The following is a 14,447-nucleotide window of genomic DNA, read 5'->3' on the forward strand; positions in this document are numbered from 1 at the left end:
TTTAAATTAAATTCTTACGGAATACGCAACACTTTATGCGTTTGCAACGAAATTTTCCATTTTGGATTTTCCAAAATGTAATCAATGATTTTGGGCGTCATTTCCTCTCGTTTGCTCCATTCGGGCTGAAGATAAAGCACGCAATCGGGCGAAACTTTTGCGGCGTATTCTTCGGCAAATTTAAAATCGTGGTGATTAAAAACAATTACCTTCAACTCACTGGCTCGGTCTAGCACATCTTGCTTAGGCAACAATCGTTTTTTGGGCGAAAGGCAAATCCAATCTAGCGTTCCGCTTAACGAATGCGAGCCCGAAGTTTCAATATGGATTTTACAACCTTTTTCTTTTAATTTCTGGGTTAAATATTCCAAATTCCACATAAGTGGTTCCCCCCCTGTGATTACAATCATTTTGGCGTATTTTGTGGCACGCTCCACCAGCTCATCTACGGGAGTGAGTGGGTGTTTGCTCGCGTCCCAACTTTCTTTGACATCGCACCAATGGCACCCTACATCACAACCGCCTATGCGTATAAAGTAGGAGGCAGCTCCTGTGTGTGCTCCCTCGCCTTGCAGTGTGTAAAAATCTTCCATAATTGGCAAGAGTTTTCCAGCATTCATCAATTCGGTTTGTTCGGGTGTAAGTGATTGTACCATTAGCATTTATTTAAGCAAATAAAACGCACCAAAATCAGATTCTGGCACGCTTTACTTCATATTTTCGGGCGCAAAGTTACGAATTATTTATTCAAATAAAATCTTTCGTACGCCAAAAGTGTATTTTCGAGCAACATAGCACGCGTCATAGGTCCTACGCCACCTGGCACGGGCGTAATAAATTCGCATTTAGGTGCTACTGCTTCATAATCCACATCGCCTACCAATTTGTAACCTTTTGGCGATTCAGGATCTTCTACTCTATTGATGCCCACATCTACCACCGTTACGCCTTCTTTTACCATATCGGCTTTTAGAAATTCAGCTCGCCCCAATGCCGCAATAATAATATCTGCATCTTTAGTAAACTTCTCCAAATCCTTGGTTCCGCTATGGCAAAGCGTTACGGTAGAGTTTCCTGGGTTTGTCTTTTCGCTCATTAGAATACTCATCGGGCGTCCTACGATATGGCTTCGCCCAATTACTACACAATGCTTGCCTGCCGTAGGCACTTCGTAGCGTTTAAGCAATCTCATAATTCCGTAAGGTGTGGCTGGCAAAAAAGTTTCCATACCGAGCGTCATTCTTCCCACATTTTGCGGATGAAACCCGTCGACATCTTTTTTAGGATCTATGGCTAAAAGTATTTTTTCTTCGTCTATATGCTTAGGCAAGGGCAATTGCACAATAAAACCATCAAGGGTTTCGTCTTGATTAAGTTCGTGGATTAAATCCAATAACTCTTGCTCGGTTATATTTTCATCTTTTTTGCACAAAGTGGACTGAAAGCCCACTTGCTCGCAGTCTTTGATTTTCATGCCCACATAGGCTTTGCTCGCAGGATTTTCGCCCACAAGTACTGCTGCCAAATGTGGCGCACGCTGATTTTGTGTGTATTCCGAAACCTTTTGTTTAATTTCGGCTTTGATTTCTTTGGCTAATTTGATTCCGTCCAGTGTTTTCATGATAAATTAGGATTACACACAAATATAGTTTCTATTTCGCAAATCTCAAAAATTAGCTTTTTAAATCATTGGTGTTTGGATGAAATTTAGTTTTCGCACATTAAGAGTTTTTGTAGAGATTCCAAATCAATATCGTAATGATAAAAATGCACCAAATTCTGTTTTTTAATAAATCGCTCCGCCAAAAGTGTACTTAAAACAAATTAAAATATGATTCTTCTATGGGATTATAGTTTTTTACAATATAATTAACCCCAAATGTCATTTTTTATTGCTAATTTTAGCCGAAAATCAATTGAAATGAAAAAATCAATCTACAAATTTAACCAAGTAAGACTTTATTTTTTTCTCTTTTTGGCTATCGTTTGGCTCCTGCTTTGTATTAGCTACATAATTCTTTCCGATTCTAGAATTTACATTTCAATTCTTTATCTAGTTTTAGGGCTTAATTATGGATTTTTATTCATTAAATATTATTTTTTCCCATATATTAAAATCGAAAACAATCATTTAATCTTCAGTAAATTCCCAACAAAAAATATTGATTTAAATCAAGTTACAACGCTTAAATATTTTGCAGGCGATTATGTTTTCGAAACCAACGAAGCCAAAGTTGTGATTCCTAAAAATAGTATCAAAAAAACACAAAGAGAGCGTTTTGAACATTTTTTCAAATCGATTGAAAACGATTTGGCGCAAAAGCATTCTGTGCACTAAAATTTGATTTTGTACCTTTGTGCAACATATTTTGTTTGAATGAAAATTGTAGAAGGCATACAGCCCATTGCTGAATCTGAAAAACTTGTGCTCACGATCGGAATGTTCGATGGGGTGCACAAGGGGCACCAAAGCATTATTAATCAACTAAATAAAAGAGCTAAAGCTGTAAATGGGCATTCGGCATTGCTCACGCTCAATCCGCACCCGCGCCATGTGCTACAATCTGATTCGGATTTTAAACTTTTAAGTCCAATTGACGAAAAAATTCAGCTTTTAAAAAAATACAATCTGGATTATTTAATCATTCAGCCGTTTGATTTTGAATTTTCTCGTACTTCTTCGCTTGATTTTGTGAGAGAATCGCTTGTGAAACAGCTAAATATTCATACGCTTATCATCGGGCACGATCATCAATTTGGAAGAAATCGCGCCGGCGATTTCCACCAATTGCAGGAACTTTCATCGCTCTACAATTTTGAGCTCAGTCAGCTCAAGGCGATTAAGGAAAACGAGAATCCAATTAGCTCGACCAAGGTGCGCAATGCACTGGCTGAGGGCAATATAGCGTATGCAACACAAGCACTCGGCAGGTCGTATTCGCTTGAGGGCAAGGTGATTCATGGCGACAAAATCGGACGCACTTTAGGCTTCCCAACGGTGAATTTAGCCATAAATGATGAAAAACTTATTCCCAAAAACGGAGTGTATGGCGTGAATGTTTGGATCGATGGTCAAAAATTCCAAGGTTTAATGAATGTGGGAATTCGCCCTACGATTGAAGGAAAAAATCAGCGAATCGAAGTTTTTATTTTTGATTTTGAAGACAATTTGTACGAAAAAACATTAAAAGTTGAAATCCTAAACCGCATTCGCGACGAACAAAAATTTGACTCGCTCGAAGATCTGAAAGATCAAATCGCCAAAGATGTTTTGTTTTTTAAAAATTCGGAATTTTATTTGGGCTAAATTTTTCGGGGTGAAATTTCAATAATTCAGTTAATTTTCATAGCTTTATAAAATGTATTAAAATCTCATTTTTTAGTTATGAAAGTAAATAAGCTTACTTCCGTTTTTCTTGCGTTTTGCAGTTTTTCAGCTTTTGGACAAAAAACTGATTTTCAAAATTTAAGTAGTAACAACCAAGCATTGCTCATCGCTGAAAATCAAGATAGTCTCCAGATCAACGGAAGGACTTATTATTTCAAAATGTCTCCTATTTCCTATTTAAAGGAAAACGCTACAATTTTGTGCGACAAACCTTTAAATAAAAATTACTACACCAATTGGAGCGTAGAGAAAAATCAATTATATATCAGCAAAATTACGCCCGTGGAAAGTTATTGTGGCGAAAATTTGTACACCGAAAAAAATGAAATTGCACGAGAAAAATTAGCCCAATTCACAAATTCTGATTTCAATAAACAAGGGCTACTACCTGCCAAATGGGTAAATGGCGAATTTCTAGTGTATAAATTCCCCATCAATCTCAACGAGGCTTGGACTTTGAGAATAAATGCTGTTTCAAGAGAAAACGAAGCGATTTACCAAAAAAGCATTGCAAATCAACAAGAAGTGTGGGTGGCTAATTTCAAAAATGGAAGTTTAGTTTCGTTCAAAAGAGATAAAAATCTTGAAAACAAATTGAAAAGAGCATTAAACAAACCTATCAACGAAATAAGTACCGAAGACTTAAACGCTCTCATCGAACGCTTGCCCAAAACCGATGATTATAAATTTGCCATAGAACAATTGCGCGAATATATAAAACAAAAAAAGGGATAAAAACCCTCCAAAATTTGATTTTTCAAGGATTTAAAGTACATTTAAACCCAAATTAAATGTATGAAAGATTATAGCAACCGTTTCATTATCATCAGCACGCTTGTAGCGATGGTGGCTCTGTATTTATTTTTTATCAACAAAGAAGAAGTATCTCAAGATTTGGCAATCATGAATGCCTTGGGCGGCGGCGCGGGAATGGCAATTGGGCTCATTATTTACCGAAAAATATTAAGAAATAACAATTCTTAAATTTATTTAATACAAAAAACTTGACAACCGCCCTATTTAGTTTGTATATTTGCCCGATTTACTTTTTAAAATTATAGAAAAATACAAATAATGAAAACATCTGATTTTGATTTCAAATTACCCGAAAAATTACTTGCAGACCGTCCTTCACGCTTCAGAGACGAAGCAAAATTGATGGTGCTTCATCGTGATACTCAAACCATTGAGCACAGAGAATTCAAAGATTTAATTGAATATTTTGACGAAGATGATGTTTTGATTAGAAACAACACCAAGGTGTTCCCTGCAAGATTATACGGAAATAAAGAAAAAACTGGTGCCAAAATCGAGGTTTTCTTGCTCAGAGAACTTGACCCAGAAACTAGATTGTGGGATGTTTTGGTAGATCCTGCAAGAAAAATCAGAATTGGTAATAAACTTTTCTTTGGAGATGATGATAGTTTAGTCGCTGAAGTAGTAGATAACACAACTTCTCGTGGTAGAACTTTGCGTTTCCTTTTTGATGGAAATTACGAAGAATACCGTGCAAAATTAAAAGAATTGGGGACTACTCCACTTCCTAAATACATTAAGCGTGAGGCAGATAAAGAAGATGAAGAAAGATACCAAACTATCTATGCAACAGAAGAAGGAGCTGTGGCTGCTCCTACTGCGGGGTTGCACTTCTCCAAACATTTGCTTAAAAGACTAGAAATTAAAGGTGTAGATTTCGCTGAAATTACATTGCATGTAGGATTAGGCACCTTCTCTCCTGTACAAGTGGAGGATTTAACTAAACATAAAATGGAATCTGAACGCGTAATCATTCCAGCATCTACTGCCGATCGTGTAAACAAAGCACTAGAAGATGGAAAACGCGTGTGTGCCGTAGGTACTACTTCTATGCGTGCAATTGAATCTGCCGTATCTGCCAATAAACGATTGAACCCATACGAAGGCTGGACTAATAAATACATTCACCCGCCATACGATTTCAGTATTGCAAACTGTATGGTTACCAATTTCCATACACCAAAATCAACTTTATTGATGATGATTTCTGCTTTTGCTGGACATGATTTTGTGATGAAAGCCTACAAAGAGGCAGTGAAAAAAGAATACAAATTCTATTCTTACGGAGACGCAATGTTAATTTTATAATTATCCATTGAGCCAAAGTAAAAAAGACATAAGAAAATTAAGTCTCCAAGAGATTCAAGATTTTATCGTTTCTCATGGGGAAAAAGCTTTCAGGGCTAAACAGATTTATGAATGGCTCTGGAACAAAAATGCACATACTTTTGAGCAAATGAGCAGTCTTTCCAAGGAATTACGCTCTTTGCTCGATGAGCATTTTGTGATTCAGCCTATACGAGTGGAGGAACACCAAAAAAGTGAAGATGGCACCATCAAAAATGCCATTAAGCTTTTTGACAACAATGTAGTAGAATCCGTTTTGATCCCAACTGAAAAGCGAACCACTGCCTGCGTTTCGTCGCAAGTGGGTTGCAGCTTGGATTGTAATTTCTGTGCCACGGCAAAACTTATGCGTATGCGTAACCTTAATGTGGCAGAAATCGTGGATCAAGTGGCTTTAATCGACCAGCAAAGTAGAGAGAATTATGGAATTCCACTCAGCAATATCGTGTATATGGGCATGGGAGAGCCACTTTTAAACTACAACAATGTGGTGGATTCGATTAGAAAAATCACAACGCCATTCCCAAACGGGCTCGGAATGTCTCCGCGTAGAATCACCGTTTCAACTTCGGGGATTCCCAAAATGATTAAAAAATTAGCCGATGAGAATTTAAAAGTGGGCTTGGCACTTTCGCTTCACTCAGCCATTGAGGAAAAACGGAACCAAATCATGCCCTTTAGTCATAAATTCCCATTGACCGAAATTTTAGAAAGTTTGCAATATTGGTACGACAAAACCAAAAGCCGAATCACGCTCGAGTACATCATCTGGAAAAATGTAAACGATACGCCTGAAGATGTAAAAGCACTCGTAAAATTCTGCAAAAAAGTGCCGACTAAAGTAAACTTAATTGAATACAACAGCATTGGCGATGATAAATTTGCTCAAGCTCCTGAAGATGTGACTAATATGTATATCCAAGCACTTGAGAACGAAAATATCATTGTAAATGTTCGCCGTAGTCGTGGTAAAGATATTGATGCCGCTTGCGGACAATTAGCCAATAAGAATAAAATTGCCCAAAACCTATGAGAAAATTTAGCCTAATCCTTTTAGTTTTAATCATTTTACAATCTTGTGCCTCACAAAAAGATGTGCAAACGCACAAAGATTTTGAAATGACTGAAAAAATTCTTTTGCCTGAAAAAATCGATGAAATTTCAGGTTTGGAAATCTACAACAATCTTTTTTGGGGAATTAACGACAGTGGCGGAGAAGCTGAAATCTATGGTTTCAATCCAAGCACCCCTGCCGAAATCCAAAAAACAGTAGCCATAAGCAATGCTAAAAATAAGGATTGGGAAGAAATTGCCATGAGCGACTCTCTCGTTTTCGTGGGAGAATTTGGGAACAATTACGGAAATCGTAAGGATTTAAAAATCTTTTATTTCGATAAAAATTTACTGAACAATCCTGAATCAAACTTTAGCGTAACAGCAGATACGATAAACTTTTTTTACCCAGAACAAAAAGACTACAACCCGTTGCCTCACAAGCACGATTTTGATACCGAAGCTATGTTCTATTTTGGTGGAAAAATCCATGTGTTTACCAAAGAATGGCAAAGTGCAAAAACACATCACTACACGCTCGATGTCTTAAAAGGAAAGCAACCCGCTTGGCTTGTTGAGGAATACAATACAGGATTTCTGATTACTGGTGCCGATGCAAAGCTGATAGATGGAAAATTACACATTGCATTTGTGGGCTACACCAGAAGCGGAAAAGTGTATTTGCTTATGGGAGAAGCCGATCCTAATACGCCAGATTTTAAATTCATGACACACGGTAAATTCAAAAAATACCATTTAGGATTTTCTGGAAATTTGGGGCAAGTAGAAGGCGTGAAAATTGTTTCGGACAAGAAAGTTTGGGTGAGTGCAGAAAGATTTAAACAAAAAATTTATAATTCACCACAAAACATCACCAGTTTTCAGCTAAAATAAAATTTGCTTATATTTAGCCGATTTTTAACCCATAGCCATTTAATTAGTGACTAAAATAATCGATAAAATAAAGAATCCCATCTCCGAAGAGATGAATATTTTTGAGGATAAATTCTATCGCTCGATGAAGACGAATGTGTCTCTACTCGATCGAATCATGCAATTTATCGTTCGCCGAAAAGGAAAACAAATGAGACCTATGTTTGTGTTTCTAACGGCAAAACTCATAGGCAAAACAACCGAACGCACCTATCGTGGTGCCTCGATGATTGAGCTAATCCACACCGCCTCGCTTGTGCACGACGATGTGGTAGACGATAGCAATATGCGCCGAGGATTCTTCTCAATCAACGCCTTGTGGAAAAATAAAATTGCCGTTTTGGTGGGCGATTATTTATTGTCTAAAAGTGTGCTTTTGGCTACCGAAAATACCGATTTTGATCTGCTCATGGTAGTTTCCAATGCCATACGAGAGATGAGCGAGGGCGAATTGCTACAAATCGAAAAAGCAAAAAAATTAGACATCACAGAAGAAGTTTATTTTGAAATCATTCGCCAGAAAACAGCTGCTTTGATTTCTGCTTGTTGCGAAATCGGGGCTCGCTCGGTAGGAGCTGATGAAGAAGTGGCAAAAAAAATGTACCGTTTTGGGGAATTAGTCGGTATTGCATTTCAGATTAAAGATGACCTATTCGACTACACCAATACCAACATCATCGGGAAGCCCATCGGGATTGACATCAAGGAACAAAAAATGACTTTGCCTTTGATTTACAGTATTAATACAGCATCTCCTAGCGAGAAAAGATGGCTAATCCGTTCAGTGAAAAAATACAATAAAGACAAAAATCGTGTGCGCGAAGTTATAGAATATGTGAAAAATCACGGCGGACTAAATTACTCGGAGCAAGTAATGTACGATTATCGCGACCGCGCACTTAGGATTTTAGATGATTTTGAGGATTCTCCTGCCAAAGATTCGCTCAAGACTTTGCTAAACTATGTGGTGGAAAGGAAACATTAAAAAATTGAATTTTTAATCATTTTTATTGCACTTCTATCTAAAATAAATTCCTTTAGAAACATAAAAATTTTGTAAATTAGCACATTGAATCTAATCGTGAGTTTTTATTTAAAATTTACGGATAATTTGACTATATGCTAAAACACATTATTTTTAAATCTACAGCGATTTTATTTTTTCTTACCATGGTTATTTTCACCGTGGTTCAGGTTTTATTTAGGACACAAGAATACTTTCAAATTTCTCAATTTCAATATCTTATTGCAACGGCTGTGAGCAATGCTTTTGTTATCACCACGCTCTATGCCGTGATGGCTGCTTACAATATGATCAAGCAAACCAATCACCCTAATTTACATTTTTTCAAAGTTTTTGGGCTTTGTTTTAGTCCAGGTGTATTGGCTGGTTTTATGAGTTTAATTGCGATTTTTGCCTTTTTCTATTATGTTCAGCCTGATTGGATTGAACAATTTAAGAATGAATATTTAGACTACAGCTTGCTCGATGCCAAGGAAGCAGGAGATTACGAAAGTGTGGCAAAAGTAATTAATAGCGAAGCCGTGAGAAACACAAACATTCTGAACATCAGAACCTTTACATTGATTTCTCTTGTAATTGCATTTTTCAATTTTTCGTTAGGAATCATGATGGCTCTTCTGTGGAAAGTTCGCACTACTTCCTCAAAACCAAATGCTTAAATAAAAAACAACAGCATGGAACTTTCGATTGTAATCCCACTTTTAAACGAACAAGATTCTCTTGTAGAATTACGCCAAAGAATTGCAGATAGCATTGAGAATCAAATACAAAAAAGCTACGAAATTATATTTATAGATGATGGTAGCACCGACGATTCTTGGCACATCATTCAAGATTTAGCCAAAAAACACAATCAAGTAAAGGGGATTAAATTCAGAAAAAATTACGGAAAAGCACAAGCACTCAATGCTGCATTTGAGAAAGCAAAGGGCAATATTGTCATCACAATGGATGCTGATTTGCAGGATTTTCCAGAAGAAATTCCCGTGCTATACAATCGCATGATTCATGAAAATTTGGATTTGATTTCGGGCTGGAAACAAAAAAGACAAGATCCTGTTCTTACCAAAAATATTCCTTCAAAATTATTTAACGGCGTAGCACGAAAAACCAGCGGTCTCCCACTCCACGACTTCAATTGTGGGCTGAAAGCCTATCGCAAAGAATTGATAAAAAACATAAAACTCAATAGCGACATGCACCGCTACATTCCTGTGCTGGCAAAAAATGCAGGATTTACCAAAATCGCAGAACAGCCCGTTCAGCACACGGCTAGAAAACACGGAAAATCCAAATTTGGAACAAGCAGATTTGTCAATGGATTTTTAGATTTAATCACCCTTTGGTTTGTCGGGAAATTTGGCTATCGCCCTATGCATTTCTTTGGTGCTGCAGGAACAATTATGTTTATCATCGGTTTTTTGACAGCCTTGTTCATCGGCTCGCAAAAATTATATTTTTTAGCTAAAGGAATCCCCGCACGATTAGTAACCAACGATCCATTTTTCTACATATCGCTTGTAGCAATGATCCTCGGTTCGCAATTATTTTTAGCAGGATTTTTGGGAGAATTAATCGTAAAAACCCAAGAAAACAAAACCGAATATGCGGTTGCAGAAGAATTAAATTTTTAGTCTTTTCTTTAAATAAGTCTAAAATTTTTATTTCTTGAAAAAATTAAATAACTTTATAACTTATATAAATTAATACAAAAACACAATGAAAAAAATCTTACTACTTTCTGTCCTTGGATTCAGTTTATTCTCTTGCCAGCAAAGCATTACAGGTGAGGGCTCTGCCGACATGGCACAAGATTACAAGGTGCAGAATTTTGATAAAATTGATGCTAAAGGAATGTTTAAAATCACTTTGATTGAAAACGATTCTGCCTACATAAGTGTACAAACTCACGAGAACTTAATCGAAAATCTTGATATAGCAACAAAAGGAAACACTCTAAATATCAAAGAGAAAAAAGATGTAGATGGTTTTGAGTCTTACAATGTGTATGTGTACTACAATCACCCAATTGAGGAAATCGATTTGGCAGGAAAAGTTTTGGCAGAATCTGCTGGAATCTTCCAAGGGAACAAATTAGACATTTCTACTCAAGATGAGGCTAAAGTAGACCAATTTAGTGTGAATTTAAAAGAATTAGAAGCTGAGGCTAAAGATAAATCTGAAATGACTATTTTGGGCGTTACTACCAAATTAAGCGTTGTGGGCAAAAATTTAAGCACGCTCAACTTTGGAAGATTAAACACCACTGTGGCTAAAATAAATCTAAGCGATGAAGCTAAAGCGATCTTAGATGTTCAGAACGAACTAAATGGAAAAATCACAAACAACACTTCGCTAGAATACAGTGGAAATCCTAAAAAGGATGTAGATGTGAAAGACAGAGCTAAAATTCAGAATAATTAATTAAATATAAAATATTATGTCAACATTAGATAGAGCAAAACTTTGGTTGAGTGAGGCTTATGATGAAGAAACTCGCCAAGCAGTACAAAAAATGATCGATGAAAACGGATCAGAATTAGAAGAATCTTTCTACAAAGATTTGGAGTTTGGTACAGGAGGAATGCGTGGCATCATGGGCGTGGGTACCAACCGATTGAACAAATATACTTTAGGTGCCGCTACACAAGGTTTGGCAAATTATTTAAAATTACAATTTCCAAACAAAGAGCTTAAAGTAGCCGTAGCACACGATGTGAGAAATAATAGTAGAAAATTCATGCAAATCGTGGCTGATGTATTATCTGCCAACGGAATTAAAACTTATATTTTTGACAATTTTCGTCCTACACCAGAGCTTTCTTTTGCGGTGAGATACCTTGGTTGCGATGCGGGTATCGTGCTCACGGCTTCTCACAACCCACCAGAGTATAACGGATACAAAGTATACTGGAACGATGGAGCACAAGTAGTTCCGCCACACGACAACGGAATCATCACCGAAGTGGGAAAAGTGAAAGTTGAAGATATTAAATTCGAAGCACAAAAAGATTTAATCGAAACTTTACCAAACGAAATCGACGATGCATTCATCGCAAAAGCTGTAGAATACGGTGCTAGAAAAGACAAGCCAGGTTATGATGATTTAAAAATCGTTTTCACCTCTATCCACGGAACTTCAATCGCCATTACGCCAGACGCTTTGAAGGCTGCAGGATTTACCAATGTGCATGTGGTGGAAGAACAAGCAACACCAAACGGCAACTTCCCTACCGTAAAATCTCCAAACCCAGAAGAGCCAGAAGCATTAAAAATTGCTTTGGACTTAGCAGAAACTACCAATGCTGACATTGTAATCGGTACAGATCCAGATGCTGATAGAATTGGGGTAGCTGTGAGAGATTTCGACGGAAAAATGGTTTTGCTTAACGGAAACCAAACCAATGTAGTCTTCACCGATTATTTATTAAACGAATTGAAAGAACAAGACCAAATCAATGGCAAACAATTCATCGGGTCTACCATTGTAACCTCAGATGTGTTCTTTGACTTAGCAGATAAATACGGCGTAGAATGCAAAGCGGGACTTACTGGATTTAAATGGATTGGAAAAATGATTCGCGAGGCAGAAGGTGTTCAAAAATTCATCTGCGGCGGAGAAGAAAGCTTCGGATTCATGGTAAACGATTTCGTGAGAGATAAAGATTCTGTAACCTCTACTCTACTCGCTTGCCACATCGCTGCCAAAGCAAAGGCAAACGGCAGCAGCTTCTATCAAGAATTGGCTAAAGCATATGCAGGAACCAAATGCTACCAAGAGTCCTTGATTTCTATCGTGAAACCAGGAATTTCTGGTGCAGAAGAAATCAAACAAATGATGGCAGACTGGAGAAGCAATCCGCCAAAATCATTTAACAACTCTCCTGTGGTAACGATGAACGATTACCAAGAAAGCTACTCGCTAGACATCAAAACAGGCGAAAAAACACCAATTGATTTACCAAAATCAAATGTTTTGATATTCTATACAGAAGACGGATCTAAAGTGGCGGCAAGACCAAGTGGAACTGAACCAAAAATTAAATTCTACTTCTCTGTGAAAGCTCCTCTAAAATCTGCTTCAGAATACGAGAAAGTAAAAACAGAATTATTAGAAAGAATCGAAAACATAAAAAAAGAATTGAATTAATTATTTAATTTTTTTATTTACAGAAAACTCCGCCCATAAATGAGGCGGAGTTTTTTTTTAACTAAAAGCTAAACAATCATTTATTGTATTTTTTACAATATCCTATTTCAATAAATTAAATAATTAATATTATTTCAAAAAATTGCAGCATTATAAAATTAATTCGTAAATTTACTACTAGATTAAATTTCTGAATTAAAACATATAAAATAACACATAGAGATGGGTAAAATTTTAGTAACTGGAGCTTTGGGGCAAATCGGCTCAGAACTCACGACCGCTTTAAGAGAAAAGTACGGAGATGATAATGTAATCGCCTCTGATATTAAGGAGATTAACCCTTTTGGCGGAAGATATGTTCAGCTTGATGTTTTGGACACAGAAAGCTGGAAAAACCTTTTAAAAAAGGAAGGCATCACGCAAGTGTATCATCTTGCCGCAATGCTTTCTGGTGTGGCAGAAAAATTCCCGATGAAGGCATGGGACTTGAACACTAAATCTTTTATGAGCTTACTGGAAATGGCTCGCGAAGGCTTGGTAGAAAAGATTTTCTAGCCAAGTAGTATCGCCGTCTATGGCAAAGGGGCTCGCAAATACCAAACTCCTCAAAGCGAAGTAAAAAAACCTCTCAGTATGTATGGTATCGCCAAACTTGCAGGCGAAAGATTGTGCGATTATTACAACACAAAATATGGCGTAGATGTGAGAAGCATCCGCTACCCAGGGCTCATCAGCTGGAAAACTTTGCCAGGTGGAGGCACCACAGATTATGCCGTGGATATCTACTACAAAGCCTTGGAAGACGGCAGATATGAATGTTTCTTAAAAGAGGATTCTACTTTGCCTATGCTGTATATGAACGATGCCATCAAGGCGACAATCCAATTGATGGAGGCAGACAAAGACCAATTGACTGTTCATTCATCATACAATTTAGGTGGCTTATCGTTTAATCCAAAAGAAATTGCAGAAGTCATTAAAACCCGTATTCCTGAGTTTGAAATCACCTATAATCCAGATTTTAGACAAGCCATTGCAGACTCTTGGCCTGCTGAAATAGATGACTCGGTAGCAGTAAAAGATTGGGGTTGGAAACCAGATTACGACCTCGAAGCCATGACCGACGAAATGCTCAAGAACCTAAAAATTAAACTTAATATTCACTAAATAATTATTTTTTAACTATGAAAGCCGAACTCTGGAGTTCGGCTTTTTTTATTTCTGGTCGGGGAAGTTTCTACTGATTTTTTTATGGCGTGTAAAATGTGTTTTTTCGGTTTCTTTGTCAAACGAAACAATGCTGATGCTCCCATCTATTTCAAACATGGCTAGTCTCACATCTTCAGCATCTTCTACGCCATGTTCTCGAATGGCTTCATAAAGCTCAGAGAGCGAAATGTGCTCTTTCATTAAGTTTTTATGATTGATTTGCCCATCTTTGATTAAAGTCACAGGCTCTGATTCTAAAAACTTCTTGATTTTCCGGTTTTTAGAAATAAATTTTTTCATGATTAAATTTGCCACAAATAGCACCAAAGCCGCCGTGATACCACCTTTCAGAGAAGTATTATTGCCCACCATGGCGTTTTGCACAGCATTTGAAATCAATAATAGCAAAACGACATCTGCAGCATTTAATTGGGATAATTGATTTTTGCCAAAAAGTCTAATCCCTCCAAATATGAACAGATATACACAAAATGTTCTAAGTATGATTTCGAGCAAACTTGTCATAG

At 37.1% G+C, this 14,447-nt stretch carries 15 protein-coding genes and 1 pseudogene; 13 read left to right on the forward strand and 3 right to left on the reverse strand.

Features of this window, described 5'->3' with window-relative positions; genetic code table 11:
• Positions 1-14 precede the first annotated feature (14 nt).
• Together ORNRH_RS00740 and folD are read right to left on the reverse strand one after the other, a co-directional pair.
• Positions 15-656, reverse strand: coding sequence for a 7-carboxy-7-deazaguanine synthase QueE (locus ORNRH_RS00740; protein ID WP_014790003.1), 642 nt, complete (start codon positions 654-656; stop codon positions 15-17).
• Between the two features lie 83 nt (positions 657-739).
• The gene (gene folD / locus ORNRH_RS00745) at positions 740-1,621 is read right to left on the reverse strand and encodes a bifunctional methylenetetrahydrofolate dehydrogenase/methenyltetrahydrofolate cyclohydrolase FolD (protein WP_014790004.1); all 882 of its coding nucleotides are present in this window, start codon (positions 1,619-1,621) and stop codon (positions 740-742) included.
• Positions 1,622-1,921: 300 nt separating this feature from the next.
• Between folD and ORNRH_RS00750 the strand changes: the two genes are divergently transcribed.
• From ORNRH_RS00750 to ORNRH_RS00810, 13 genes and pseudogenes are all read left to right on the forward strand, one after another.
• Positions 1,922-2,338: a hypothetical protein gene (locus tag ORNRH_RS00750; protein WP_155814482.1), complete on the forward strand. Its 417-nt coding sequence runs from the start codon at positions 1,922-1,924 to the stop codon at positions 2,336-2,338.
• A gap of 39 nt (positions 2,339-2,377) precedes the next feature.
• Complete coding sequence (locus ORNRH_RS00755) at positions 2,378-3,307, forward strand: bifunctional riboflavin kinase/FAD synthetase (protein ID WP_014790006.1); 930 nt, start codon at positions 2,378-2,380, stop codon at positions 3,305-3,307.
• Positions 3,308-3,385: 78 nt separating this feature from the next.
• Positions 3,386-4,123: a hypothetical protein gene (locus ORNRH_RS00760; protein ID WP_014790007.1), complete on the forward strand. Its 738-nt coding sequence runs from the start codon at positions 3,386-3,388 to the stop codon at positions 4,121-4,123.
• Positions 4,124-4,183: 60 nt separating this feature from the next.
• Positions 4,184-4,372, forward strand: a complete 189-nt coding sequence (locus ORNRH_RS00765) for a hypothetical protein (protein ID WP_014790008.1) — start codon at positions 4,184-4,186, stop codon at positions 4,370-4,372.
• Positions 4,373-4,462: 90 nt separating this feature from the next.
• Positions 4,463-5,512 (forward strand): tRNA preQ1(34) S-adenosylmethionine ribosyltransferase-isomerase QueA, encoded by a 1,050-nt coding sequence (gene queA, locus ORNRH_RS00770; RefSeq protein WP_014790009.1) that lies wholly within the window; start codon positions 4,463-4,465, stop codon positions 5,510-5,512.
• 7 nt (positions 5,513-5,519) lie between these two features.
• The gene (gene rlmN / locus ORNRH_RS00775; protein ID WP_014790010.1) at positions 5,520-6,584 is read left to right on the forward strand and encodes a 23S rRNA (adenine(2503)-C(2))-methyltransferase RlmN; all 1,065 of its coding nucleotides are present in this window, start codon (positions 5,520-5,522) and stop codon (positions 6,582-6,584) included.
• Positions 6,581-7,498 carry a hypothetical protein gene (locus ORNRH_RS00780; RefSeq protein ID WP_014790011.1) on the forward strand — a complete coding sequence of 306 codons (918 nt, stop codon included), beginning with the start codon at positions 6,581-6,583 and terminating at the stop codon, positions 7,496-7,498. The genes rlmN and ORNRH_RS00780 overlap by 4 nt, the downstream gene beginning before the upstream one ends.
• Before the next feature lie 46 nt (positions 7,499-7,544).
• Complete coding sequence (locus ORNRH_RS00785) at positions 7,545-8,522, forward strand: polyprenyl synthetase family protein (protein WP_014790012.1); 978 nt, start codon at positions 7,545-7,547, stop codon at positions 8,520-8,522.
• 134 nt (positions 8,523-8,656) lie between these two features.
• A complete protein-coding gene (locus ORNRH_RS00790; RefSeq protein WP_014790013.1) occupies positions 8,657-9,220 on the forward strand; it encodes a DUF4199 domain-containing protein in 564 nt (187 codons plus the stop codon).
• 15 nt (positions 9,221-9,235) lie between these two features.
• Positions 9,236-10,195, forward strand: a complete 960-nt coding sequence (locus ORNRH_RS00795) for a glycosyltransferase family 2 protein (protein ID WP_014790014.1) — start codon at positions 9,236-9,238, stop codon at positions 10,193-10,195.
• Between the two features lie 85 nt (positions 10,196-10,280).
• Positions 10,281-10,985, forward strand: a complete 705-nt coding sequence (locus ORNRH_RS00800) for a GIN domain-containing protein (RefSeq protein WP_014790015.1) — start codon at positions 10,281-10,283, stop codon at positions 10,983-10,985.
• A 16-nt stretch (positions 10,986-11,001) separates the two neighbouring features.
• Positions 11,002-12,711, forward strand: coding sequence for a phospho-sugar mutase (locus ORNRH_RS00805; protein ID WP_014790016.1), 1,710 nt, complete (start codon positions 11,002-11,004; stop codon positions 12,709-12,711).
• Between the two features lie 222 nt (positions 12,712-12,933).
• A pseudogene (locus ORNRH_RS00810) lies at positions 12,934-13,878 on the forward strand (NAD-dependent epimerase/dehydratase family protein).
• Positions 13,879-13,926: 48 nt separating this feature from the next.
• Here the strand turns inward: ORNRH_RS00810 and ORNRH_RS00815 are convergent.
• The gene (locus ORNRH_RS00815; RefSeq protein ID WP_014790017.1) at positions 13,927-14,445 is read right to left on the reverse strand and encodes a DUF421 domain-containing protein; all 519 of its coding nucleotides are present in this window, start codon (positions 14,443-14,445) and stop codon (positions 13,927-13,929) included.
• Between the last annotated feature and the right edge of the window lie 2 nt (positions 14,446-14,447).

The sequence above is a fragment of the Ornithobacterium rhinotracheale DSM 15997 genome (assembly GCF_000265465.1).
Classification (GTDB): domain Bacteria; phylum Bacteroidota; class Bacteroidia; order Flavobacteriales; family Weeksellaceae; genus Ornithobacterium; species Ornithobacterium rhinotracheale.